At 60.7% G+C, this 23523-nt stretch carries 25 protein-coding genes, 1 other RNA gene and 1 pseudogene; 10 read left to right on the top strand and 17 right to left on the bottom strand.

Going from position 1 to position 23523, the window contains the following annotated elements:
• The first annotated feature begins 87 nt into the window (after nucleotides 1-87).
• Nucleotides 88-1872 carry a GspE/PulE family protein gene (locus tag IFT47_RS12270; RefSeq protein WP_192171353.1) on the top strand — a complete coding sequence of 595 codons (1785 nt, stop codon included), beginning with the start codon at nucleotides 88-90 and terminating at the stop codon, nucleotides 1870-1872.
• Here IFT47_RS12270 and IFT47_RS12265 read toward each other — a convergent pair whose 3' ends face one another.
• Entirely contained in the window at nucleotides 1873-2922 is a 1050-nt protein-coding gene (locus tag IFT47_RS12265) for an L-idonate 5-dehydrogenase (RefSeq protein WP_192171354.1), read from the bottom strand.
• Nucleotides 2923-2936: 14 nt separating this feature from the next.
• Nucleotides 2937-3707 carry a glucose 1-dehydrogenase gene (locus IFT47_RS12260; RefSeq protein WP_192171355.1) on the bottom strand — a complete coding sequence of 257 codons (771 nt, stop codon included), beginning with the start codon at nucleotides 3705-3707 and terminating at the stop codon, nucleotides 2937-2939.
• Nucleotides 3708-3977: 270 nt separating this feature from the next.
• Between IFT47_RS12260 and IFT47_RS12255 the strand changes: the two genes are divergently transcribed.
• Nucleotides 3978-4295 carry a DUF2388 domain-containing protein gene (locus IFT47_RS12255; RefSeq protein WP_065987516.1) on the top strand — a complete coding sequence of 106 codons (318 nt, stop codon included), beginning with the start codon at nucleotides 3978-3980 and terminating at the stop codon, nucleotides 4293-4295.
• Nucleotides 4296-4392: 97 nt separating this feature from the next.
• On the opposite strand, the gene gcvH is transcribed toward IFT47_RS12255, so the two are convergent.
• From gcvH to IFT47_RS12215, 8 genes are all read right to left on the bottom strand, one after another.
• Nucleotides 4393-4776: a glycine cleavage system protein GcvH gene (gcvH, locus tag IFT47_RS12250; RefSeq protein ID WP_192171356.1), complete on the bottom strand. Its 384-nt coding sequence runs from the start codon at nucleotides 4774-4776 to the stop codon at nucleotides 4393-4395.
• A gap of 66 nt (nucleotides 4777-4842) precedes the next feature.
• Complete coding sequence (gcvT, locus tag IFT47_RS12245; RefSeq protein ID WP_192171357.1) at nucleotides 4843-5925, bottom strand: glycine cleavage system aminomethyltransferase GcvT; 1083 nt, start codon at nucleotides 5923-5925, stop codon at nucleotides 4843-4845.
• Between the two features lie 154 nt (nucleotides 5926-6079).
• Nucleotides 6080-7696: an ABC transporter permease gene (locus IFT47_RS12240; protein ID WP_192171358.1), complete on the bottom strand. Its 1617-nt coding sequence runs from the start codon at nucleotides 7694-7696 to the stop codon at nucleotides 6080-6082.
• Between the two features lie 202 nt (nucleotides 7697-7898).
• The gene (locus tag IFT47_RS12235; protein WP_192171359.1) at nucleotides 7899-8900 is read right to left on the bottom strand and encodes an extracellular solute-binding protein; all 1002 of its coding nucleotides are present in this window, start codon (nucleotides 8898-8900) and stop codon (nucleotides 7899-7901) included.
• 269 nt (nucleotides 8901-9169) lie between these two features.
• Complete coding sequence (locus tag IFT47_RS12230) at nucleotides 9170-10390, bottom strand: 2-octaprenyl-3-methyl-6-methoxy-1,4-benzoquinol hydroxylase (protein WP_192171360.1); 1221 nt, start codon at nucleotides 10388-10390, stop codon at nucleotides 9170-9172.
• A 49-nt stretch (nucleotides 10391-10439) separates the two neighbouring features.
• Entirely contained in the window at nucleotides 10440-11627 is a 1188-nt protein-coding gene (gene ubiH, locus IFT47_RS12225) for a 2-octaprenyl-6-methoxyphenyl hydroxylase (RefSeq protein ID WP_192171361.1), read from the bottom strand.
• Nucleotides 11624-12958, bottom strand: a complete 1335-nt coding sequence (gene pepP, locus IFT47_RS12220; protein WP_074892586.1) for a Xaa-Pro aminopeptidase — start codon at nucleotides 12956-12958, stop codon at nucleotides 11624-11626. Before pepP ends, ubiH begins: the two co-directional genes overlap by 4 nt.
• Before the next feature lie 80 nt (nucleotides 12959-13038).
• Nucleotides 13039-13596, bottom strand: coding sequence for a YecA/YgfB family protein (locus IFT47_RS12215; RefSeq protein WP_192171362.1), 558 nt, complete (start codon nucleotides 13594-13596; stop codon nucleotides 13039-13041).
• A 149-nt stretch (nucleotides 13597-13745) separates the two neighbouring features.
• Here IFT47_RS12215 and IFT47_RS12210 point away from each other — a divergent pair, with 149 nt between their 5' ends.
• The 4 genes from IFT47_RS12210 to IFT47_RS12195 all read left to right on the top strand — a co-directional run bounded on the left by IFT47_RS12210 (nucleotide 13746) and on the right by IFT47_RS12195 (nucleotide 15216).
• Nucleotides 13746-13955, top strand: coding sequence for a TIGR02449 family protein (locus IFT47_RS12210; RefSeq protein ID WP_037016503.1), 210 nt, complete (start codon nucleotides 13746-13748; stop codon nucleotides 13953-13955).
• Nucleotides 13952-14275 (top strand): cell division protein ZapA, encoded by a 324-nt coding sequence (locus tag IFT47_RS12205; protein ID WP_192171363.1) that lies wholly within the window; start codon nucleotides 13952-13954, stop codon nucleotides 14273-14275. Before IFT47_RS12210 ends, IFT47_RS12205 begins: the two co-directional genes overlap by 4 nt.
• Before the next feature lie 31 nt (nucleotides 14276-14306).
• Nucleotides 14307-14485, top strand: a non-coding RNA gene (gene ssrS / locus IFT47_RS12200) — 6S RNA.
• 101 nt (nucleotides 14486-14586) lie between these two features.
• Nucleotides 14587-15216 carry a 5-formyltetrahydrofolate cyclo-ligase gene (locus IFT47_RS12195; RefSeq protein ID WP_192171364.1) on the top strand — a complete coding sequence of 210 codons (630 nt, stop codon included), beginning with the start codon at nucleotides 14587-14589 and terminating at the stop codon, nucleotides 15214-15216.
• 49 nt (nucleotides 15217-15265) lie between these two features.
• On the opposite strand, the gene IFT47_RS12190 is transcribed toward IFT47_RS12195, so the two are convergent.
• Nucleotides 15266-15415: a hypothetical protein gene (locus IFT47_RS12190; RefSeq protein ID WP_192171365.1), complete on the bottom strand. Its 150-nt coding sequence runs from the start codon at nucleotides 15413-15415 to the stop codon at nucleotides 15266-15268.
• Nucleotides 15416-15608: 193 nt separating this feature from the next.
• Between IFT47_RS12190 and IFT47_RS12185 the strand changes: the two genes are divergently transcribed.
• Entirely contained in the window at nucleotides 15609-16058 is a 450-nt protein-coding gene (locus IFT47_RS12185) for an EVE domain-containing protein (protein ID WP_192171366.1), read from the top strand.
• A 15-nt stretch (nucleotides 16059-16073) separates the two neighbouring features.
• Here IFT47_RS12185 and IFT47_RS12180 read toward each other — a convergent pair whose 3' ends face one another.
• Nucleotides 16074-16484, bottom strand: coding sequence for a flagellar basal body-associated protein FliL (locus IFT47_RS12180; RefSeq protein WP_192171367.1), 411 nt, complete (start codon nucleotides 16482-16484; stop codon nucleotides 16074-16076).
• Nucleotides 16485-16619: 135 nt separating this feature from the next.
• Here IFT47_RS12180 and IFT47_RS12175 point away from each other — a divergent pair, with 135 nt between their 5' ends.
• Nucleotides 16620-17597: an NADPH:quinone oxidoreductase family protein gene (locus IFT47_RS12175; RefSeq protein ID WP_192171368.1), complete on the top strand. Its 978-nt coding sequence runs from the start codon at nucleotides 16620-16622 to the stop codon at nucleotides 17595-17597.
• Between the two features lie 63 nt (nucleotides 17598-17660).
• On the opposite strand, the gene IFT47_RS12170 is transcribed toward IFT47_RS12175, so the two are convergent.
• On the bottom strand, nucleotides 17661-18296 hold the full coding sequence (locus tag IFT47_RS12170; protein ID WP_192171369.1) for an energy transducer TonB: 636 nt from the start codon (nucleotides 18294-18296) through the stop codon (nucleotides 17661-17663).
• 252 nt (nucleotides 18297-18548) lie between these two features.
• Here IFT47_RS12170 and IFT47_RS12165 point away from each other — a divergent pair, with 252 nt between their 5' ends.
• Nucleotides 18549-19691 (top strand): acyltransferase family protein, encoded by a 1143-nt coding sequence (locus tag IFT47_RS12165; RefSeq protein WP_192171370.1) that lies wholly within the window; start codon nucleotides 18549-18551, stop codon nucleotides 19689-19691.
• On the opposite strand, the gene IFT47_RS12160 is transcribed toward IFT47_RS12165, so the two are convergent.
• Nucleotides 19688-20677 (bottom strand): hypothetical protein, encoded by a 990-nt coding sequence (locus tag IFT47_RS12160; RefSeq protein ID WP_192171371.1) that lies wholly within the window; start codon nucleotides 20675-20677, stop codon nucleotides 19688-19690. The two genes, IFT47_RS12165 and IFT47_RS12160, sit on opposite strands and share 4 nt — an antisense overlap.
• A gap of 218 nt (nucleotides 20678-20895) precedes the next feature.
• On the opposite strand from IFT47_RS12160, the gene glpT reads away from it, so the two are divergent.
• Entirely contained in the window at nucleotides 20896-22245 is a 1350-nt protein-coding gene (gene glpT, locus IFT47_RS12155; RefSeq protein WP_192171372.1) for a glycerol-3-phosphate transporter, read from the top strand.
• A gap of 49 nt (nucleotides 22246-22294) precedes the next feature.
• Here the strand turns inward: glpT and IFT47_RS12150 are convergent.
• The 3 genes and pseudogenes from IFT47_RS12150 to IFT47_RS12140 all read right to left on the bottom strand — a co-directional run bounded on the left by IFT47_RS12150 (nucleotide 22295) and on the right by IFT47_RS12140 (nucleotide 23498).
• Nucleotides 22295-22564 (bottom strand): annotated as a pseudogene (locus IFT47_RS12150) (type II toxin-antitoxin system RelE/ParE family toxin).
• Complete coding sequence (gene relB / locus IFT47_RS12145; RefSeq protein WP_192171373.1) at nucleotides 22554-22748, bottom strand: type II toxin-antitoxin system RelB family antitoxin; 195 nt, start codon at nucleotides 22746-22748, stop codon at nucleotides 22554-22556. Before relB ends, IFT47_RS12150 begins: the two are co-directional and overlap by 11 nt.
• A 75-nt stretch (nucleotides 22749-22823) precedes the next feature.
• Nucleotides 22824-23498 carry a gamma-glutamylcyclotransferase gene (locus tag IFT47_RS12140; protein WP_192171483.1) on the bottom strand — a complete coding sequence of 225 codons (675 nt, stop codon included), beginning with the start codon at nucleotides 23496-23498 and terminating at the stop codon, nucleotides 22824-22826.
• Nucleotides 23499-23523 lie beyond the last annotated feature (25 nt).

Below are 23523 nucleotides of genomic sequence, written 5' to 3'. Positions count from 1 at the left end.
TCGCTACCGGCAGGGCGCAACAACTGGCACGCTTGGGACTACTCTTGCTCAACACCGAAGTAAGCCGTCTCGTACCAAGGAGCCCGCATGTCCGTCCTCGCCTCATCATCTCAGGACCGCTGGCTGGATCTGAACGAAGTACTGCGTGACCTCGTCGCCCAGGGATACCTCGATCAGGACAACGCCGAATATGCGCTCACGCTGCGCCGAGCCGCGCAGAATCTCCACGCCCACCCGCTCGAACTCATCGCCACCCAGCAGTTCGACAACCACAAGCGGCCCGGCAAGAAACTCGACCTCGAAACCCTGACCGCCTGGCTGGCTGAGCAAGCCGGCCAGCCGTACCTGCGCATCGACCCTCTGAAGATCAACGTCGCCGCCGTGACCCCGTTGATGTCCTACGCCTTTGCCCAGCGCCACAAGATTCTCGCGGTGGACGTTGATCGCGATGCGGTGACCATCGCCAGCGCGCAGCCTTACGTGAGTGCGTGGGAAGCCGACCTGACCCACGTACTGAAGATGCCGATCAAGCGCGTCGTCGCCAATCCTGTCGACGTGCAGAAACTGGCCGTCGAGTTTTATCGGCTGGCGAAATCGGTCAGCGGCGCAAGCGCCAGCGATCAGAAAATCAGCAACATGGGCAACTTCGAACAGTTGCTCAAGCTCGGCGCCAGCGATCAGGAGCCGGACGCCAACGACGCGCACATCGTCAATATCGTCGACTGGCTGTTCCAGTACGCGTACCAGCAGCGGGCGAGCGATATTCACATCGAGCCCCGCCGTGAAGCCGGTACCGTCCGTTTCCGCATCGACGGCGTGCTGCACAACGTGTATCAATTCCCGCCGCAAGTGGCGATGGCTGTCACCAGCCGTCTGAAAAGCCTGGGCCGGATGAACGTGGCCGAGAAGCGCAAGCCGCAGGACGGCCGGGTGAAGACCAAGACGCCTGACGGTGGCGAAGTGGAGCTGCGGTTGTCGACGCTGCCCACTGCCTTCGGCGAAAAAATGGTCATGCGGATTTTTGACCCGGAGGTGCTGCTCAAGGACTTCGACCAGCTCGGATTCTCCGGCGATGACCTGCGTCGCTGGGAGGGCATGACCCGGCAGCCCAACGGCATCATTCTGGTGACCGGCCCGACCGGTTCCGGCAAGACCACCACGCTGTACACGACCCTGAAGATGCTGGCGACCTCGGAAGTGAACCTCTGCACCATCGAGGACCCGATCGAGATGGTGGAGCCGGCGTTCAACCAGATGCAGGTGCAGCACAACATCGACCTGACCTTTGCCAGCGGCGTCCGCGCGCTGATGCGGCAAGACCCGGACATCATCATGATCGGCGAGATTCGCGACCTGGAAACCGCAGAAATGGCGATTCAGGCGGCGTTGACCGGTCACTTGGTGCTGTCGACGCTGCACACCAACGACGCGCCCAGCGCCATCAGCCGTCTGCTGGAGCTGGGCGTCCCGCATTATCTGCTCAAGGCGACGATCCTCGGCGTGATGGCGCAACGTCTGGTACGGACGTTGTGCCCGCACTGCAAGGCGCCGATCGAAATGGATGAGGTCGACTGGCAAACCCTGACGCGGCCTTGGCAGGCGCCCGTGCCAAGCGGCGCGCACCGGGCAGTGGGTTGCGCGGAATGCCGTGACACGGGTTATCGCGGGCGTGCGGGGGTGTACGAGATCATGCTGATGTCCGACGCTGTGAAGTCGCTGATCACGGCGGACCTGGACCTGACGGCGTTGCGTCGCCAGGGCTTCAAGGACGGCATGCGCAGCCTGCGGTTGTCCGGTGCGCAAAAGGTCGCGGCGGGGCTGACGACGGTTGAAGAGGTGCTACGCGTGACACCGCAGAGCGAGCAGCGTTAGTTACTGGTCCGGCACCCCGAAATCCAGCACGACTTTCATCGCTTGCTGCTTGTCCCCAGCCAGCTCGAACGCCTGGACCGCGTCCTGAAACGCGAGGGTGTGGGAGATCACCGGGGTCACGTCGATCACCTTGCGATTGAGCAAGTCCACCGCCTGGGCGAATTCGGGATGGAAGCGAAAGGTACCGCGCAGGTCGATTTCCTTGCCCACCACCAGGTTCAGCGGAATTGCCACATCGCCACCGAGCCCGACTGTCACCACAACCCCACGCGGTCGCATGCAGGTCAGGCCATCGCGCAGGGCTTGCGCACTGCCGGAGGCCTCGAACATCACGTCGAAATAACCCTTGTCAGCGGTATAGCGCGCCAGTGCTTCGGGCTCGTCGCGCAGATTGTGGGTTTCGCTGGCACCCATGCGGCGCGCGCAGGCCAACGCGCTGTCGCTCAGATCTGCGGCAACAATCTGCAACGCACCCGCCGCGCGCAGGCTGCCGATCAGCAAGTTGCCTATCGGGCCGCAGCCGGTCACCAGGACGCGCTTGCCGAACACGCCGCCGGCGCGCTGGATCGCGTGAAGCCCGACCGACAGGGGCTCGGCCATGGCGCCTTCAGCCAGCGTCGTGGTCGGCGCCAGCACATGGGCCTGGTTCGATTCGATCACCAAGTGCTCCCGGAAGGCGCCCTGAATGTGCGGAAACGGCATCGCGCTCCCGTAAAAACGCATGTTCAGGCAATGGTTGAGCAGGCCTTCGTGACAATATTTGCAGCCTCCGCACGGCCGTGACGGCGACACGGAAATCCGTTGCCCGACGCTGAAAGCGATCTGGGCGTCGCCGACTTCCTCGATGACTGCCGAAATTTCATGGCCGAGGACCATCGGCTCTTTCAGCCGAACGGCACCGAATCCGCCGTGCTGGTAGTAGTGAAGATCCGAGCCGCAGATACCGCCGCGAGCAACGCGAACACGCAACTGGCCGGCATACAACGACAACGCTTCGTTACCGGGCTCGACACGCAGGTCTTTCGCGGCATGGCAGACAATCGCTTGCATGGTCATTCTCCGGATTACAGCGATGCCGTGATGGCACCGTCGACGTAAAGGATGTGGCCGTTGACGAAGCTGGCCGCGTCCGAGGCGAGAAACACCGCCGCGCCCGCCAGCTCCGACACTTCGCCCCAACGACGGCTCGGCGTGCGTTGCACCAGCCAGTCGCTGAATTCGGTGTTGGCCACCAGCGCAGCGTTGAGCTCGGTCTTGAAGTAGCCCGGCCCGATCCCGTTGACGTTGAGACCGAACGGGCCCCAGTCGATCGCCATGCCTTTGGTCAGCATCTTCAGCGCGCCCTTGCTCGCGGTATACGGCGCAATACCCGGTCGGCCCAGCTCGCTCTGCACCGAACAGATGTTGATGATGCGCCCGCGCCCACGGGGGATCATGCAGCGCGCGACGGCCTGACCCACGAAGAAGGCGCTGTCCAGGTTGGTACGCATCAGCTCGTGCCAGTCCGCCTCGGCGAACTCCGCCAGCGGCCCGCGCCGTTGGATGCCGGCGTTGTTGACCAGGATTTCCAGCGGCCCAACGCGTTCTTCGATTTCCTGAACCGCAACGGCGACCGCCTTGCTGTCCGTCACATCAAAACTCTGCGTGTGAACTGCATGCCCCTCCGCGATCAGGGCTTGAGCGGACGATTGCAGCGTCTCGGCGTTGCGGCCGTTGAGCACGACCGTGGCGCCTGCTTCGGCCAGACCCCGGGCAATCGCCAGACCGATGCCTGCGCTGGAGCCGGTGATCAGCGCCACCCTGCCGTCGAGACGAAAACTTTCCAGAACAGCCATGACGCCCTCCTATTGTTTTTGCGGCTTGAATCTCGATGGGCTGCGCCAGCTGTTGTTCCGATCAAACACAGAAGCCGCGCAGATTGCAGTCACCGTACTCTGCCCGATCAACTTCCCACCGTCATTAACCATGACCCTCCGAACGTTGATCAACGCCCGGACGAGACGACTTAGCAGGTCGTTGCGCTATGAAGCCCTGCGCATGGGGAACTAGAACGCGAGATGGCGTATCAAATCGTTTCAGAACAAACCAACATCGGAGTACCCGTCATGCGTCTTAAACTTGCTGTAGCCACGTTAGCTTTGCTTTCCCTGCCGGTCGGTTCAGCAATGGCCGACGGTTTTCTGCGGGACGTACTTTCGTCTGGTGCCACAACCGGTTCCACCTACCTCACCTTCCGGCACCACAAGCTGATCGTCGCTGCACAAGATGACGCTGGCAGCTTCGTCGCCAGCAACGGCGAAATCCGTGGCCCATACCTGGAAGCCGCCATGGATCAGGTGCGCAAGGATAACCCGGCCCTCAAGGCATCGGACATGGACCTGGCGAACGCCATCCTGGCGAAGAACCTGGTTGCCGAGCAATAAGTCAGACCTGTCGAGACGGGTTGGCGGCATAATGCCAATCTCGCTCCCAATAAAAAGCCGCTCACTTGAGCGGCTTTTTTGTGCCTGACCGATGGGCTTATTCGCCGATCAGTGCCTTGTAGCCGGCTGCATCAAGCAGCTTGCCCAGGTCTGCGGCATTGGCTGGCTTGACCTTGAAGATCCACGACGCGTATGGCGCCTCGTTCAATGCCTCTGGGCCATCAGCCAGCGCCTCGTTGACCTCGACGACTTCGCCCGCCACGGGCGAGTAGATGTCAGACGCAGCCTTTACCGACTCGACGACACCGGCCTGATCACCTGGGGCCGCGAAAACCTTACCCACCTCAGGCAGCTCGACGAACACCACGTCACCCAGCGCTTCCTGCGCATGATCGGAAATACCGACAACGATCAGATCACCCTCTTGCTTCGCCCACTCGTGGCTCTCGGCAAAACGCAGTTCGGCGGGAATAGTGCTCATGTTCTTATCCTCTCTACTTCATCAGGTCAGCGGAAAAACCCGCCAGGGATGGCTTTCAAATCAGGGTTATATCAGGGCCTTGCCGTGACGCACGAATGCGGGTCGAACCACTCGAACCGGGTACCACTTGCCCCGGATTTCCACCTCGGCACGGTCAGCGGTGGCCATCGGCACTCGCGCCAGCGCGATCGACTTGCTTAGCGTAGGAGAGAAACTACCACTGGTGATCTCTCCTTCGCCAACTTCCGCTATTCGGACGACCTGATGAGCGCGTAAAACGCCCCGCTCTTCGAGGACCAGCCCTACAAGTCTTGAGGAGATGCCTCGCGCGCGCTCTGCTTCGAGTGCTGCACGCCCGATGAACGTTCGGTCTTCAGGCGTCCACGCCACCGTCCAGGCCATGTTGGAAACCAGCGGCGAAACCTGCTCGTCGATTTCCTGACCGTACAGATTCATGCCCGCTTCCAGCCGCAGCGTATCGCGGGCGCCCAGACCGATAGGCGAGATGCCGGCACCGACCATGTCGTTGAAAAAACTGCAGGCTTCGGTGGCGGGCAGGATGATCTCCAGGCCGTCTTCACCGGTATAACCTGTGCGGGCAATGAACCAGCCGCCTTCCTGCTGGCCTTCGAAGGGTCTGAGGGTGTGGATGAGCGCGGTGCGTTCCTGATTGACCAGTTCGCCGATCTTCTGCCGGGCGTTTGGCCCCTGAATGGCGAGCATGGCCAGCTCCGAGCGATGCCTGACGCGCACGTCGTAGCCGGCAAGGTTGGCGTTCATCCAGGCCAGATCCTTGTCGCCGGTGGCGGCGTTGACCACCAGTCGATAACCCTCGTCGGTCAGGTAGACGATCATGTCGTCGACGATACCGCCGTGGGTGTCGAGCATCGCGCTGTAAAGCGCCTGCCCGGTCTGTTGCAACCTGCCGACGTCGTTGGCCAGCAGATGTTGCAGCCAAGGCTTGGCCTGGCTGCCGGATACATCGAGCACATGCATGTGCGACACGTCGAAAATCCCGCAATCCCGGCGCACCTGATGGTGCTCCTCGACCTGCGATCCGTAGTGCAAGGGCATGTCCCAACCACCAAAATCGACCAGCTTCGCGCCGAGCGCGAGGTGCAGGTCAAAGAGGGGCGTACGCTGTCCCATGGGTTTCTCCTTCCGGGCGTGGCGAAGACGCGGTCACTGGCAATCCCGCAAATCCCCCGTGAATTGGGGTTTGGAGCCGTTGCTAATTTGTGGAATTGTCTGACAGACCGAGTCGATTGCGGCGCATTGTAGCCGCAAGGTTGGGACCCCGCACCTAACCAATCGGCTTAGCCGAACGTCTGATCAAACCGATGACCGGGAGCAGCCCGACCAGTACCAACGTCAGTGCAGGCAGAGCCGCACGCGCCCACTCGCCTTCACTGGTCATTTCGAAGATGCGCACGGCCAGCGTGTCCCAGCCAAACGGGCGCATGAGCAGCGTGGCGGGCATTTCCTTGAGGACGTCGACGAAGACCAGCAGCGCAGCGCTCAACGTGCCGGGTATGAGCAGCGGCAGATAAATCCTGAAAAACAATCGTGGCCCACTGACCCCCAGACTGCGAGCGGCTTCGGGCAATGAAGGGCGAATGCGCGACAGGCTGTTCTCGAGCGGCCCGTAGGCGACCGCAATGAAGCGCACCAGGTACGCAAGCACGAGCGCCCCCAGGCTGCCCAGCAAAAGCGGCCGGCCAGCACCGCCCATCCAGGTGGATAAGGGCACGACCAGTTCCCGGTCGAGATAACTGAACGCCAACATGATCGACACCGCCAGCACAGAGCCGGGCAGCGCGTAGCCGATGTTGGCGAGGCTGACGCCCGAGCGGATGGCGCGAGTGGGGGCGAGACGCCGGGCAAACACGAGAATCATCGCGACGCACACCGTGACCAGCGCAGCGATGCCGCCCAGATAAAGCGTGTGCAGGATCAACCCGGCGTAGCGCTCGTCGAGGTCGAAACGCCCGCGCTGCCAGACCCAGACAATCAACTGCAACAGCGGCACCACGAACGCGCAGGCGAACACCAGTCCACACCATGTGCTGGCGGCGGCGGCTTTGATGCCGTGCAGGTGATACAGCGCCTTGACCCTCGGACGCTCGTTGCTCGGCCGGCTCGCCCCCCGTGCGCGATGCTCGCCGTACAACAGGACCATGACGGCCAGCAGCAGCAGGCTCGCCAGTTGCGCGGCGCTCGACAGGCTAAAGAAGCCGTACCAGGTTTTGTAGATCGCGGTGGTGAAGGTGTCGAAGTTGAACACCGACACCGCGCCGAAATCAGCCAGGGTTTCCATCAACGCCAACGCGACACCGGCACCGATTGCCGGCCTCGCCATGGGCAGTGCCACGCGCCAGAACGCTTGCCACGGCGACTGCCCCAAAATGCGGGCGGCCTCCATCAGGCCTTTGCCCTGGGCGAGAAATGCCGTACGCGCCAACAGGTACACGTAGGGATAAAACACCAGCACCAGCACGATGATCACGCCACCGGTTGACCGCACTCGCGGCAGACGCAGACCGGAACCGAACCACTCGCGCAACAGCGTCTGCACCGGCCCTGCGAAATCCAGCAATCCCACAAAGACAAACGCCAGCACATACGCCGGGATGGCAAACGGCAGCATCAGCGCCCAGTCGAGCCAGCGCCGCCCCGGGAACTCACACAGCGCCGTCAGCCACGCGAGACTCACGCCCAAGACCGTAACGCCCAGCCCGACGCCGAGCACCAGCGTCAGGGTGTTGCCAAGCAACCGTGGCATCTGGGTTTCCCAGAGGTGGGACCAGATCTGCTGATCGACGGTTTGCCAGGAGAACATCAGCACGCTCAACGGCAGAAGCACCAGCGCGGCGATGGTGAAAACCAGGGGGTACCAGCGACGCTGGGGGGAATGGGCCAAAGGGGTTACTCATGGAGGGTTGCGGGTTGCCGAAGCCCTCGGGGGGAGCGACCGGGGTGGCGCTCCACCTTGCTCGCGAAGAGGCCGGCACATCCGCTAGATCTCCAGCGATTGAAATGCCGTCTTCGTGAGCAAGCTCACTCCCACAGGATCTTCACCAAAATGCAAAACCGGCGTTAATCCGGGCTTCTTTTGCGAGAGATCAGTTCCAGCCAGCACGGTCCATCATGCGAATCGCCTCGGCCTGCCGCCGACCGGCCACTTCAACCGGGATTGTGTCCGCCTTGAATGCGCCCCAGCTCGCCACTTCTTCGGACGGTGCGACTTTCGGGTTGGCCGGGAATTCCTGGTTGGTGCCGGCGAATATCGTCTGGGCTTCGGGGCCCGTCATCCATTCCACCAACGCCTTGGCGGCGTCGGCATGGGGCGCGTACTTGGTCAGGCCAATGCCGGAAAGATTGACGTGCACGCCGCGATCCGACTGATTGGGCCAGAACAAGCGCACGGCAAGGTCCGGATTGTCCTTGTGCAAGCGACCGTAGTAGTAAGTATTGACGATGCCGACGTCGCATTGGCCGGCATTGATGGCTTCCAGCACCGCGATGTCATCGGAAAACACGTCGGTCGAGAGGTTGTTCACCCAGCCCCTGAGAATCTTTTCAGACGCCTCGGCGCCGTGGGTTTCGATCAGCGTGGCGGTCAGCGACTGGTTGTAGACCTTCTTGGCGGTACGCAGGCAAAGACGTCCTTCCCACTGTTTGTCGGCCAGCGCTTCGTAGGTGGTGAGTTCTTCAGGTTTGACGCGATCGGTGGAGTAGGCGATGGTCCGCGCGCGCAGGCTCAGGCCGGTCCAACTGTGAGTGGAAGAGCGGTATTGCGGGGGAATATTCGCGTCGATGACCGGCGAAGTGAACGGCTGCAGGATACCCATCTGTTCCGCTTGCCAGAGGTTGCCTGCGTCGACAGTGAGCAGCAGGTCAGCCGTTGCGTTCTGGCCCTCGGCCTTGATGCGCTGCATCAGCGGGGCTTCCTTGTCGGTGATGAACTTGACCTTCACACCGGTCTTGGCGGTGTAGGCATCGAACACCGGTTTGATCAGCTCGTCGATTCGGGAGGAATACACCACCACTTCATCTGCGGCCTGGGCGGTGCTGCCGAGCACGGTTAAAGCCAGGGCAGCCAAAAGACGCTTGCTCGCCTGCATGCAGGTTCTCCTGATTCGAGAGAGGGGAAAAACGAGGCGAAATGGTAGTGAATCGCATCTACCATCTCAACCGAAGTCAGGATTGAGCCGTTACCGGATGTTGCGGAGTGCTGGCGGTGACCCCCCTGAACGCGCGCGGTTTCAGTGGGACCGGCTTTAGCCGGGAAGAGGCCAGCTTCAACGCCATCAGATTCCCGGCGTAGCAAATGGCGCTTTCCCGGCTAAAGCCGGTCCCACAGTGAAGCGCGCGGACAGAAAGCGCTGTGCCGTCAGAGCTTCGCCAACTCGGGGAGGTCCCCGGTCAGCCCCAACGCCTGACGCACGAACAATGCTTTGGCTTCTGCCGAATGATCGACCATCTTCAGCCCGGCATTGCGCAGCAAACGAACCGGCAGCGCATCGGCCTGGAACAGCCGCTCGAAGCCTTCCATCGCCGCCATCAACGCCAGGTTATGCGGCATGCGCCGACGCTCGTAACGGCTCAACACACGCTCATCGGCCAGACGCTCTCCGCGCCCGACCGCACCGCGCAGCACTTCGGCGAGCACCGCCGCGTCGAGAAAGCCCAGGTTGACGCCCTGCCCCGCCAATGGATGGATGGTGTGTGCGGCGTCGCCGATCAGCGCAAGGCCCGGCGCCACATAGCGCTTGGCATGGCGTTGCCGCAGCGGGACGCAAACCCGCGAATCAGCCGAGATCACCTGCCCGAGACAGCCTTCGAACGCATTCTCCAGCTCACGGCAGAAGCGTTCGTCATCGAGCTTCATCAACCGCTCGGATTGCTCCGGTGTCACCGACCAGACGATGGAGCACCAATGCTCACCCTCTCGGTCCAGCGGCAAAAAGGCCAGCGGGCCGTCGTCAGTAAAGCGCTGCCAGGCGGTTTTGCGGTGGGAGTCCGCCGTGCGCACGCTCGTCACAATGGCGTGATGCAGGTAGTCCCATTCCCGCGTCGCGGTGCCCGTCATGCGCCGCACGGTCGAGTTGGCGCCATCGGCCGCGACTACCAGCGGCGCGCGCAATGTGCGGCCGTCGGACAGGGTCAGCAGCCAGTCATCGCCGGAGTGACGCATCTGCTCCAGACGCGCATCGGCCAACAAACCGATGTTGCTGTCATGCAAGCGTTCGACCAGCGCATCCTGCACCACGCGGTTTTCAACGATATGCCCAAGCACTTCGGCGTGAACGCTGGAGGCAGAAAAATGCACCTTGCCCGTGCCGCTGCCATCCCACACGTGCATGTCGCTGTAGGGGCTGACTCGCCGCGCAACGATGCCGTCCCAGACGCCTAGCCGCTCGAGAATGCGCTGACTGGCGATGGACAGCGCGCTGACCCGCGCCTCGAATGGCGCGTCGGCCACGAACGGCTTGACCGTCAGAGGACCACCATCCACCACGAGGATGTTCAGCCCACTGTCGCGCAGCGCCAGTGCAAGCGCGCTCCCCACCATTCCGGCCCCGACAATCAGCAGATCTGCGCGCGTTTCCATGCTTTAAATCGTTCTCGGTTGTGGCGAAGGCCACGAATGAATGGAGTGTTCAGACATCGCTTCGCGTTCCCAGGCCCATGGCCTGACGGGCGAACCAGCTCTTGGCGGACGGCAGCAGATCCAGGCCCAGGAGGCCCAGGTTACGGCCTGCCGTGACGAGGGATTGCTGACTGCTGAACAGCCGGGTGACTTGATCCGAAAAGCCGACGGTCAGTTTTTGATCAACGCGCTGGCGCTCGCGGTAGGCCTGCAGCGTCGACAGCTCGCCCAGCGGCGCTTCGCTGGCGAGCAGTGATTCGGCCAGGGAGGCCGCATCACGCAGCGACAGGTTGAAGCCCTGCCCCGCAATTGGATGAAGACTGTGGGCCGCGTTGCCGAGCACCACCAGATGGGAGCGGATCTGCTCTTCGGCCTCGATCAACGCCAGCGGATAGCTATGCCGCGCACCCACTTGTTTCAGCGCACCCAAACGGTAGCCAAAGACGCCCTGCAGTTCTTCCAGAAAGCGTCGGTCGTCCAGCGCCATCAGCCGTTGAACGTCATTGCCGGTGCGCGTCCAGACCAGTGCGCAGCGGTTGTCCGGAAGCGGCAACAACGCCATGGGGCCATTTTCGGTAAACCGCTCGAAGGCCTCACCACCGTGTGGATCTCCCGGCGTGATGTTGGCAATCAGCGCGCTCTGATCGTACGGCGTGTTCCGCACGGCAATGCCCAACTGCTCGCGCAGGCTGGAGCGGCCGCCGTCGGCCAGCACCGCCAGATCGCAAGTGAGCTGAGTTTCGCCGTTCAGGGTCAGTTGGTAGCCATCGGGCAGCGCCTGCATGTGCGTGACCTCAGCCGGCACCCGCCAACTGATCACGTCCTTGTCCAGCGCCTGCCACAGGCATTGGCCAAGCCAGGCGTTTTCAACCACATAGCCCAGGGCCGGAACGCCTTCCTCCATCGAAGACAGGTGCGCAGCGCCGAACCGGCCTTTGTCGGAAACGTGAATTTTGAGAATCGGCTCGGCGCGGCGGCTGATCTGCTGCCACAGGCCCAGGCGCTCGTAGATCTGCCGCGCGCCGAAAGACAGCGCCGAAGAGCGCGCGTCATAGCTGGGCTGGTACGTGTCGCCAGGCGCAAACGGCTCGATCAGGACAATTTTCCAGCCCCGCGCCTTCGCCCCGGCTTGCAGGGCGAGAGCGAGGCTTGCGCCGACCAGCCCGCCGCCGACGATGGCCAGATTAAAGCGGCTCATGCGGCTTGGGTTCGCGCAGCGGCCATCAGGGCCTCAATGTCGGCAACGGTTTTTGGCACGTCGCCCGTCAGGATTTCACAGCCTTTTTTGGTCACCACGACGTCATCCTCGATTCGCACGCCAATCCCGCGCCACTTTTTGGCAACGGTCTGATTGTCCGGGGACACATAAATGCCGGGCTCGACCGTCAGCGCCATCCCGGCCTCCAGCACGCGCCACTCGCCGCCGACCTTGTATTCGCCGACATCGTGCACGTCCATGCCCAGCCAGTGTCCGGCACGGTGCATGTAGAAAGCTTTGTACGCTTCGGCGGCAATCAGTTCATCCACCGCGCCTCGCAGCAGCCCGAGTTCAACCAAGCCTTCGGTGATAACCCGAACCGTCGCCTCGTGGGCCTGATTCCAGTGATTGCCGGGTTTGATCGCCGCAAACGCCGCTTCCTGGGATTTGAGCACCACCTCGTAAATCGCTTTCTGTTCGGCGGAGAACTTGCCGCTGACCGGGAAGGTACGGGTGATGTCACTGGCGTAGCAGTCGATCTCGCAACCGGCATCGATCAGCACCAGGTCGCCGTCTTTAAGCGGCGCGTCGTTCTCCTGATAGTGCAGGATGCAGGCGTTGCGCCCCGACGCGACGATGGAGCCATAGGCCGGCATCTTGGCGCCGCCCTTGCGGAATTCGTAATCCAGCTCCGCTTCCAGGCTGAACTCGTAGAGCCCGGCGCGACTGGCTTGCATCGCCCGCACGTGGGCTCTGGCCGAGATCTGCGCGGCCTCACGCATGACTTTCACTTCAGCCGCCGATTTATACAGGCGCATGTCGTGCAGCAGGTGATCCAGCGCAACGAATTCTTTCGGCGGCTGCGCACCCAGATGCGCCTTGGAGCGGATGACATTGATCCACTCCATCACATGTCGGTCGAATTCAGGATTGCTGCCCATGGACGAATACACCCGATCGCGACCCTCGATGAGGCCGGGCAGGATGTCGTCGATGTCGGTGATCGGGAAGGCATCGTCGGCGCCATACTCGCGCATCGCGCCGTCCTGACCCGCGCGCAGGCCGTCCCACAACTCGCGCTCGGGATTGCGCTCCCGGCAGAACAGGACGTACTCACCGTACTCGCGGCCGGGGATCAGCACGATCACCGCTTCGGGCTCGGGGAAGCCGCTCAGGTACTGAAAGTCGCTGTCCTGGCGGTACACATGTTCAACGTCCCGGTTCCGAATGGCCACAGCCGCCGCTGGCAGAATGGCGATGCTGTTGGGCTCCATCTGCTCCATCAACGCCTTGCGGCGGCGGGCATATTCGGCTTTCGGGATATGAATCATGGGCAAGTGCGGTACTCCGGGAGGTGCGCTTCGGCCACCGCCGCGCAGGGCGGCATGGCCGAAGCAGCGATGACGCGCTGTCAGTGCAAAGACGGCTTGGCTTCGTCTTCGGCGTCGGTTTTCTGGTTGAACTCGGTGAACAGCAGCAACGGCGCAACGCGCAGGTATTCCATCACTTCCATGTAGTCGCTCTCGCCGTCTTCGGACTCGTCGAGCGCATCGTGGACCTGAGCGATGGCAGCCAGATCTTGCAGCACGTCCCTGGCATCATCGCTCAGCGACTGACCACCGACCCGGGCAAAGCCGCTGAGGAAACCCTGGCACCACTGGGCCATGGCGGCGGTGCGCGTAGCCAGAGGCTCATCATCGCCGGGCAACAGCAACACGACGGTCATGTCGTCGCCGGTCAGTTCGCTTTTGACCATTGCCTGCAGGCCGATCAGGGCCTGGCGCACTTTGTCGTCAGGCTCTGTTTCCAGCAGCAGGTGAGCGTCGGTCAGCCACTCCTCAGCATCAAAGCCTGCGCCGGCGCAACTGCGACCGAGCAAAAGGCCGTGCAACTCGGCAGGCGATACGTGATGACCACTGCTGGTAAGCAGGGTGGCGAAGCCGTTGTACGGGGAATTCTGAATAGGCATGGGCAACTAGGCGCCAGGCGGCGCAATGTCTAGAATGAAGGCCTTGTATCGTAGCACCGGCAGACGCGCCCAAGCTATCAGGCGATGTCCGGGGCGAATCCAGACGCCAGCGCCTGCACCACTCATCTGAAAGTAATCAGTGGAAAACAATGGAAGACAACGACCTGCAAGCGCTGATGGCTCGACTGGAGTTATTGATCAATCGTGTCGAGCAACTAAAAAGTCAAAACGGACTCCTATTAGCTCAGGAAAAATCCTGGCGCGAGGAACGCGCTCAACTCATTGAAAAAAACGAAATCGCCCGGCAAAAGGTCGAGTCCATGATTTCGCGCCTCAAGGCCCTGGAGCAAGACTCATGAGTAATGGCAACAGCATCACCGTGCAAATCCTCGACAAAGAATATTCGATCATCTGCCCGCAAGAGGAGCGCACCAATCTGGTCAGCGCCGCGCGTTATCTGGACGGCAAAATGCGCGAGATCCGCAGCAGCGGCAAAGTCATCGGCGCCGACCGTATTGCGGTGATGGCCGCACTGAACATTACCCATGACCTTCTGCACAAACAGGAACTGCCACCCGCAAACGCCCAGACAAATGGTGCCAATAGCGAGCAGGTTCGCGATTTGCTGGACCGTGTAGACCTGGTCCTTGCCACGGATTCGGATAAAGCACAAGGCTGATTGTTCGGACATGATTCGGTATACTTGCGACCGCTCCCTGGAGTGCTTGCCAGTCGGTCATGTCCCTGAGCCGATACGCACAACCACGGGGGTTGCACGTTGGGGTTGGTGTGCATGTCCGCTCGACGGAAAGCCTTAAAACCTCCTGCAATCTCCACCTTGAACTTTCGGGTTCAAGGGCTACACCGACAGCGGTTCGTCGGGGAGTCTCGAACCTTCTACCCATCGCCAGGCGTCCCGTCTGGCGGTGGGCATCGTGAATCTGCCTGATTACACGACATCACCTTCCAAAGCCTTACGGACCCGCCAGCATGACCTCATCCGGCGCCGCTCCCCTCCCAGATCCTTCAAGCCTCACTCGCCCACAGTTGCGTCGGCTGCTTCGCCATAATCGTCGCGCGCTCAGCCCGGTAGAACACCGACAGGCGGCGCAGGGTGTGTACCGTCAACTTGCGCAAAACCCTCTGTTTCGCCGCGCCCGGCACGTTTCTCTCTATCTTCCGATGGACGGTGAGATCGACCCGCGCCTGCTGCTTCGTGCCGCTCAAAAACGCGGCAAGGCCACCTACCTGCCAGTGCTGAGCGCCTGGCCGCGAACGAAAATGGTGTTCCAGCGCGTGCATCCAGGGGAGAAGTTCAAGCCGAACCGGTTCCGTATCCCGGAGCCGCGCATCAATGCCAAGCGACAGCGCAAGATCTGGACACTGGACCTGGTGTTGATGCCGCTCGTGGGATTCGATCCGCAAGGCGGACGTCTTGGCATGGGGGGCGGCTTTTACGACCGCAGTCTGGCTTATCGCGCGCGTCGTAAAACCTGGCGCAAGCCGGTGCTGCTGGGACTGGCCCATGAGTGTCAGAAAGTCGCGAAGCTGGCGGTCGCCAGTTGGGATGTTCCGTTGGCAGGAACGGTGACGGATAAGCGCTGGTATGTGGCGGGGTGAATTGTCAGCAAGGCGCGCTCCTGAGAGGAAAGCGCGCTGCGAAAGCGGTTTAGCGGCGGGGTAATGGCTGCTGTTGCTGAGTGATTTCAACCGGCGCGTCTGCCTTGGCGGCCCACAGACTTTGCGCGTAACCGGTGGTGACGATTCCCAAGCCGAACAAAATTGCCAAAACCCACAGTACATCCGGCTTGCGTCGCATTCATCGTCCCCTTTGTAACGAATCAGAATCTAAAATCGATAACGTTTAAACAGGCTGCCAGATCGTGCAGCCCTTAAAATGCCGGCATTTTGCGGCAACGTGACGCAACACGCAAATACTGACGCCAGCCGACTGTCGGGTTGTCATCAAAACGTAGGACAACTTTCCCAACACCTGTTCAGGAGCCTTGTAAATGGCCTATTGGCTGATGAAATCCGAGCCCGACGAGCTCTCGATCAGCGGGCTGAAAAAGCTCGGTCAGACACGCTGGGACGGTGTTCGCAACTATCAGGCGCGCAACTTTCTACGCGCGATGGCCGTGGGTGATCAGTTCTTTTTCTACCATTCCAGCTGCCCCGAGCCCGGGATCGCCGGCATTGGAGAAATCGTCAAGGCCGCGTACCCCGATCCCACCGCGCTGGACGAGAAAAGCCACTACTTCGACGCCAAAGCCACCGAGGAGAAAAACCCCTGGAGCGCCCTTGACGTGGCTTTCGTCGAGGCATTTCCGAAGGTGCTGGGACTGGGATTTCTGAAGCAGCAAGCTGCCCTTGAGCAATTGCCACTGGTGCAGAAAGGCAGCCGCTTGTCCGTCATGCCAGTGACGGACGAACAATGGGCCGCCGTACTGGGCCTGCGCTGAGTTCAGAGCGCGGCGTTATTGGGCAATGAAGTTATTGAACAGCAGGTCATCAACGACGGGCTTGCCGGTTTCCTGGGTCAGCACTTGCTGGGTCTGCTTCAGCGCTTCCTGACGCAGTTTTTCCTTGGCATCGACGTTGCCCATGCTGTCGACCGTTTGCTGAGTGAACAACGCCACCAACTGGTTGCGAATCAGCGGCTCGTTCTGCTTCACCAGTTTCTGCGCTTCGGCGCCGGTCACGCGCAAGGCGACGTCGGCCTTGTAGACGTGCAGCTTCGGGCTACCGTCCAGCGCGTAGTTGCCCACGAAAGGTGGCGTCAACGCCACGTAGGAAACCTTGTTCGGATCTTCTTTCTCGCCACCCTCTTCGGCCAGCGCTACAACAGGCATCGACAATGCCATCAACATAACAATCCACGCTTTCACAGTCCGCTCCTCAATCCGTTTTGCCGCATAGCTTACTTCAGCTTATGCACACCTATCAGGCCGGGCCATGCTCATTGACCCCACAACCTCGCTACCTGTACTTATCGGCCATCCCCGAAAAAGGAATAGCCCTCGATGAAAGCCGTGCTGTGTAAAGCCTTCGGTCCCGCTGTAGATCTGGTGCTGGAGGAAATCCCCAGCCCGGAGCCGAAGAAAAACGAGATTCTTCTGGACGTGCACGCTGCCGGGGTCAACTTCCCGGACACGCTGATTATCGGAGGCAAATACCAGTTCAAGCCGCCTTTTCCGTTTTCGCCCGGAGGTGAAGCGTCGGGCGTCGTGACGGCTGTCGGCGAAAAGGTCAGCCATGTTCGTGTCGGTGACCGGGTGATGGCGCTGACCGGCTGGGGCAGCTTCGCCGAACAGATCGCCGTGGCCGGTTACAACGTCCTGCCCATCCCCGAAACGATGGACTTCACCACCGCTGCTGCTTTCAGCATGACGTACGGCACCTCCATGCACGCCCTTAAACAGCGCGCCAATCTGCAGGCAGGCGAAACGCTCCTTGTCCTCGGCGCATCGGGGGGCGTCGGCCTCGCCGCGGTTGAGATCGGCAAAGCCATGGGCGCTCGCGTGATCGCCGCCGCCAGCAGCGCAGACAAGCTTGAGGTCGCCAAAAATGCAGGCGCCGACGAGTTGATCAACTACAGCGAAAGCAATCTGAAGGATGAAATCAAACGCCTCACCAGCGGCAACGGCGTCGATGTGATCTATGACCCTGTGGGCGGTGACCTTTTTGATCAGGCCGTTCGCGGCATCGCCTGGAACGGCCGATTGCTGGTGGTCGGCTTCGCCAGTGGTCGTATTCCCGAACTGCCGGTCAATCTCGCGCTGTTGAAAGGTGCCTCGGTTGTAGGCGTGTTTTGGGGCTCATTTGCCCAACGCCAGCCGCAAGACAATGCGGCGAATTTCCAGCAACTGTTCACCTGGTTCAGCGAGGGCAAGCTGAAGCCGCTGGTGTCGAAGGTTTATCCGCTGGAGCGGGCCGGGGAAGCCATTGAATCGCTGGCGCAGAGAAAAGCGGTGGGCAAAGTCGTGGTTAGCGTCAGGTAGCGTGCATCGGGATCGCCCTGTTCTGAAGAAACGGAGCTGACTTTGCGCAGTTCTCTGCACGGCTCACAGCATCCTCCTCACTTGATCAGGCAACACGTCCTTGTAACGCAGTTCCGGATTCGCCCGGCAGCGCTGAATGACCTCCGGAACTGCATCTGCCAGCGCATCCCCCAGCGCGAACCTGTCCTCGTCGGACAGCTTTCTGTAAGTCGCCACCCTCGCGAGCACGCTGTAGGTGTGCCGGAACACGCTCATCTCCACCTGTTCAAGATCAGACGAGTTCTGCTGGAAGTCTTCGAAGCGTTTGTTGAATTTCGCGCAGGACAGGTGGCGCAGACTCCGATGCAGCCAAGGCACGGCGGCATTTCCTTCACGCGGGTGGACGAAGTAATGCTCCTGACGCAGCGAAATGACTGCCGGACGCTGCTCACTGACGACCCAGGGTTTAACGCGCCACGTTGGCACTACGTTTACCACGGAGAGGGAAAACAGAGGATGCGAGCTGTCCAGCACCTCAGGCTCGGAAACCCGTCCATCATGGTGCGCCTTCAGGTCGTAGACGACCCAGCCGGACACTCCCGATTTTGAAAGCGAATACGGCCAGGCGGGCGCCCTGCGGTAATCAAACTCCACACTGAGCTCATCTGCATGGGCGCCGATACATACCGCGAACATCAGCCATAAAACCCACTTGCTCATCACTGCCATCACCTGCGCGCTTCTCCCGTCTGCCTCCTGCGTCGGTGCAAAAGGCTGGCGCGCATTTTGTGCGCTTGTCTCCGGCGGCAATAGCTAATGACTTCCCAGGGCTGCGTAGGATCGGTCCCAAAATCTACACGCCGCTAAACAACCCGCGACGGCGCCTAATGTGTTCCGTATATTTCACGGCCGATACATACCGAACACGAGTCATTCGGTATCGACTCCCATACGAACTGCGGACCCGTGTTGATGACCGTCACTCTGCTTTTGATCACGTTGTACGCGCTGTCGATCGCGATATTTTGCTTCGCCACCCGGCGACTGCCGATCCTCTCCCGAGACGCGCTTCATCGCGTTTCGTCGCTGGACGGGCTGCGAGGCGTGCTCGCAACCGCAGTCATTGTTCACCACTTCATGGTCAGTTATTACTGGCACGTCAACGGCGTTTGGGAAACCACGGACAGCCGCGTGCTGAACAACATGGGCACGGTGCCGGTGTCGTTGTTTTTCATGATCACCGGTTACCTGTTTACCGCGAAGATCTACCGAAGCGAGCCAAAATGGCGTCAGATTCTGTCGTCACGGGTACGACGAATCTTCCCGATGTACCTCTTCAGCGTCGCGCTGATTACGGCCATCGCGCTGTACCAGTCCGCAGGCATCAGTGCGCCGGTCATGGACACGATCAAGGCGCTCGGGCGATGGGTGATTTTCATCGGCAGCCCCCTCAGTGGTTTTCCGGACACCGTGCGTATCAACGCCTCGGTGCAGTGGACGCTGCTCTATGAAGCGGTCTTCTACCTGTCGCTGCCGGTGCTGTATTGCCTGCTTCGACGCAAGCTCCCCGGCATGGCCGTCGTGGTCGCGCTGATTGCGCTGGCGTGCCTGTGGGGCGAGTACCACCATCACTTTCACAACCGGTTCATCAAACTGTTTGCTGTCGGCATCGCGGTGGCGGTCTTTGAAGACCGGATGCGCCAGTGGAAAATCGACTTCACGGGCGTACGCTGCACGTTGGTAGCGGTCGCGATACTGCTGATCTGCTTGAAGCTCAAATCGTATTCAACGCTGCAAATGCTGATCCTCGGCATTCCATTTGCGCTGTTCGTACTCGGCAACAGCTTGCACGGGGTGCTAGAGATTCGAGGGTTGAAGATTCTGGGCGAAGCGAGCTTCAGCATTTACCTGCTGCACGGCATCGTCATCTACAGCGTGTTCAGCCTGCTGGGCGCGTACGACTTCGCAATGCCGGACCCGCTCAGCTACGCGCTGTACTTACCGTTGATCATCCTGCTGACCAGCAGCATCAGCGTCGCAACGTACTGGTGCATCGAGCACCCGTTCCTGCGCAAGGCATCGCCGAGCACCAAAGCAATCCTGCCGAAAGCTTAAGACTCGGTAACGGGTGACCGATGCGGGCTAGCCGGGGGCGGACTGAACACCTCGTTCGCCCAACTGGCCATGCTGTACCGCTGCACGACTTCTTCGGGCGGGTCCACGTATTCCCCGTTAATGAACGCGTCAGGGATCACGGGGTGATCGCTATCGATGATCAAAATGTTGCGCGGATCGTAGAAGTCGTAATACGCCACCGATGGATTGTTGGTGATCATTTTCTTGCGGTAGAGCAGCGCCTCAAAAAAACGGAAGCTCAAACCCGCGTGGCCCGGCCGGACGATGTCGATCAGGATTTCCGAACGCCTGACGTATTCGGCCGTTTCATCGATGTCCATGCGCTGGCGGAAGAAGGTCAGTAATGGACTGGCTCCGGGCACTGGTTTGCTCTGCACCAGGAATTTGCAGGTGCTGGTGTAGCCCAGCTGTTCAAACGCTTGAGCCACCCGGCCAAGCACATCAACGCGGTGCTTGCCGCCCATCACGACGAACGCCTTGAAGTCGGACGTCGTTTTGAAATCGGCGTGCTCTTCGTAGATGTAGTTGTAGAGCTTGCGCAGCTGATACTCGTGGGCATCGGCACTGTCGAAGGTGTAGACCTTGTCAAAGGTCGCCAGTTGATCGAGCGGCATGGACAGCCGTGCGATTCCGTCTGACAGATACGCAATGGTCAGCTGCGCGGCGGACTGTGCCTGCAGGACCAGCCCCTGATCCAGCTGACTCGGGTTCACCACCAGCAATGCGTCGACATCCCCTGCTGCCCGGATCGTAGCGTTGGCACGCCGAATGATCAGGTACTTTTTTAGCCATCGCCGCATCTTTCCCGGAAGCCAGGACAGCTCCTTCCCGCCTTGGGTCAGGTCAATGAACACCACGTCGTTCGACTTGCCGAGAAAGTGGCTGAGCCGGCCAAGGTATCCGCCGACATCGCGGCACAGAATGATGATCTTTTGATTCCGAATCCCAAGCGGGGGTGACTGCATGTCGGTTTGCCAATCGTGAGCCCATGAGCGCGCACTTTACCTGTCCCACGCATCGAAACCCACCTGCATGCAGCACTGCACAAACGCAATGTTCGCAAAAGAATTCCCTCCCGCCCCCGCATTTACGCCCTTTTTATCCGATGAGAAGCCTTCCTATTTTCTGTAACGAAAATGTAATATTCGGATTCGCATAACAAGAAAATAAATGGAGTGTCCCGATGTTTGCCTTTTTCCGTCCTGCCGCGCATCAGGCTCCGCTGCCTGCGGAGCGTGTCGACTCCACCTACCGCCGCCTTCGCTGGCAGATTTTCGCCGGCATCTTCTTCGGCTACGCCGGCTACTATTTGCTGCGCAAGAACTTCTCGCTGGCCATGCCCTACCTGATCGATGAGGGATATACCCGCGGTCAACTGGGGCTGGCGATCTCGGCGATCGCCATTGCGTACGGCCTTTCGAAGTTCCTCATGGGGCTGGTGTCGGATCGCTCCAACCCGCGTTACTTCCTGCCTTTCGGATTGGTGATTTCCGCGCTGGTGATGTTCGTGTTCGGATTCGCACCCTGGGCGACGTCCAGCGTGACGATCATGTTCATTCTGCTGTTCATCAACGGATGGGCCCAGGGCATGGGCTGGCCGCCGAGCGGACGCACGATGGTGCACTGGTGGTCGCAGAAGGAACGTGGCGGCGTCGTGTCGGTGTGGAACGTGGCGCACAACGTCGGCGGCGGCTTGATCGGCCCGCTTTTCCTGCTCGGACTCGGCTGGACCAACGACTGGCACGCCGCATTTTATGTGCCTGCGGCGGTTGCCCTGTTTGTCGCTCTCTTCGCCTTCGTCACCATGCGTGATACCCCGCAGTCCGTGGGCTTGCCGCCGGTCGAGGAATACAAGAACGACTACCCGGAAGGCTACGACGCGAGCCACGAAGAGGAATTCACCGCCAAAGAGATCTTCGTCAAATACGTCCTGCGCAACAAAATGCTCTGGTACATAGCGCTGGCCAACGTGTTCGTTTACCTGCTGCGTTACGGCGTGCTGGACTGGGCGCCAACGTACTTGAAAGAAGCCAAGCACTTCGACGTCGACAAAACGTCGTGGGCCTACTTCTTCTATGAGTGGGCAGGTATTCCGGGCACGTTGCTGTGCGGCTGGATGTCCGACAAGATCTTCCGTGGCAACCGTGGCCTGACCGGCATCGTATTCATGGCAATGGTGACCGTTGCGACGCTGGTCTACTGGCTCAATCCACCCGGCAACCCCACCGTCGACATGATTGCGCTGGTCTCGATCGGCTTTCTGATCTACGGCCCGGTCATGCTGGTCGGCTTGCAGGCCCTTGAGGTGGCACCGAAGAAAGCAGCCGGCACGGCAGCGGGATTCACTGGCCTGTTCGGGTATCTCGGTGGTTCGGTCGCCGCCAGCGCCCTGATGGGCTACACAGTGGACCACTTCGGCTGGGACGGCGGCTTCGTGCTGCTGGTGTCCGCTTGCATCCTCGCCATAGCGTTCCTGGTGCCGACGCTGCGCCATACGCGGGTGGCGAGCCAGTCGCGAGAGGAGAAGGCTTAAGTCTCAAACGGAAAAGGCTTGGTCAGTGCGTTGATCAAGCCACGTCTGTTCAAGGGTATTGCTGGCGAGCGTGAAGGACGCTCAGTATCTCGATACGATCCGTTAGTCGGTAAATAACCACGTAATTCGGATGGACAATGATTTCGCGGGTATTGAGCACCCGACCTCAGGGGTAGAGGTAAGGATGCTCGGGCAGTGCTGAAGTAGCTCTCTCAATTTCAGCATAAAGCTCTTCCGCCGCTTGTGGATTTCGCTCATCAATATACTCAAGTATCTCCCACAGATCGGCGACTGCCTCCGGGCGCCAATCAACGATCATCGCTACGCTTGTCGCGCTTGGCGGCCAGTCTCGCTTTCAGTTTTGCCATGACTTCATCATGCGGGACGTTAGGTCGTGGGTCATCTACCGAAGCCTGCACCTTGGCACGGAGCCAAGCGTCGTAGCGCGCAGCCTGCTCTTCTGATTCGAACTCCGACACAAGCGGAGAAAGCCGAGCACTCATGATTAACTCCTCAATCGGTTTCGATGCAGCCTAGCGTCTTGCGCGCAAGCCTGACCGGAAGATCGTGACCAAATGCTATATCGCCAACAACACCGGCTTACACCGCTTGAACCGCGCCTCCAGGCTCAGGTCCGGCATGGCGTGGGTGCGCAGTGCGTGGATGGTTTGTTCGACGTATTCCCACGTGGTCCCGTATCGCCCGCTGGCATTGGCCAGCACTTGGGTGAGCACGCTGTCGGGCAGGTTGCCGGCGTAACTGGGCAAATGCCGCTCCAGCACAAATCCCAAAGCCTGCACCTTGGTGCCGTCTTCAAGTCGGCAGTTGAGCCAGTGTGGGCGGTAGGACGGGAACGGCATTTCTCTCTGCCACAACGCCAGCAGCGATTCGTCGATATTGTCTTCGGGCAATCGGTACGCGAATCCGCTGCAGGAGCCGCCTCGATCCAGACCGAAGACCAGCCCCGGCTGCTCGGGGGTGCCGCGATGTTCATGGGACCAGAGATAGAGGCCGCGATGATAACCGTGGACCCGACCGCGCTGACGCTCGACGGCGCTGCACTCGGGCCGCCAGATCAATGATCCGTACGCGAACAACCAGATCGGGCCGCCCTGGTGACGGCTCATCGTGGCGTGGATGGAGGCAAGCAGCTGTTCTCGGGTGAGCTTCGGCCCAAGATCGATGACCGGCGGGTAGGACAACCCCAGGCCGTCATGGACAGCTCCCGCCAGGATATTGATTTGATTCCCCATCTGGTTCCCCCCACCGGCAAGGCTG

This window comes from Pseudomonas sp. CFBP 13711 (assembly GCF_014842265.1).
Lineage (GTDB): Bacteria > Pseudomonadota > Gammaproteobacteria > Pseudomonadales > Pseudomonadaceae > Aquipseudomonas.
Note: the sequence above shows the minus strand (reverse complement) of the source record. Positions and strands in the feature narration are given on the sequence as shown.